Source organism: Actinospica durhamensis (genome assembly GCF_018139695.1).
Taxonomy (GTDB): Bacteria; Actinomycetota; Actinomycetes; order Streptomycetales; family Catenulisporaceae; genus Actinospica; species Actinospica durhamensis.
Genome location: NZ_JAGSOG010000863.1, coordinates 1 through 395, shown reverse-complemented (window position 1 = coordinate 395; position 395 = coordinate 1). Strand labels below are relative to the sequence as shown.

The following is a 395-nucleotide window of genomic DNA, read 5'->3' as shown; positions in this document are numbered from 1 at the left end:
GGGTGTTCCAGTTCGTCAAGTCGGCCAAGTGGAAGGTCGGCGAGGAGCGGGCGCTGCGCGTGCTCGGCGACTCCGGCGAGGGCGGGACCGTCGCCTGGCACAAGATGGGCGAGGGCTGGTCCTGGGTGCAGCGCGACGCGCAGATGGACAACGAGGAGAAGGCCCGGGAGGGCTGGGAGCAGGTCAAGCGGGACCTGGCCGCCGAGACGTACCGGCTGTACGTGCTGGACGAGTTCGCCTACCCGATGCACTGGGGGTGGGTCGACACCGACGAGGTCGTGTCCGTGCTGCGGGACCGGCCGGGCACCCAGCACGTGGTGATCACCGGGCGGAACGCGCCGGAGGAGCTCGTCGGCCTCGCCGACCTCGTCACCGACATGTCCAAGGTCAAGCAC

General features: G+C 70.1%; 1 protein-coding gene. It reads left to right on the top strand.

Annotated features, from left to right (window positions below; translation table 11 throughout):
* On the top strand, window positions 1-395 hold a 395-nt coding region (locus tag KDL01_RS42595; protein ID WP_212534366.1), incomplete at both ends, for a cob(I)yrinic acid a,c-diamide adenosyltransferase.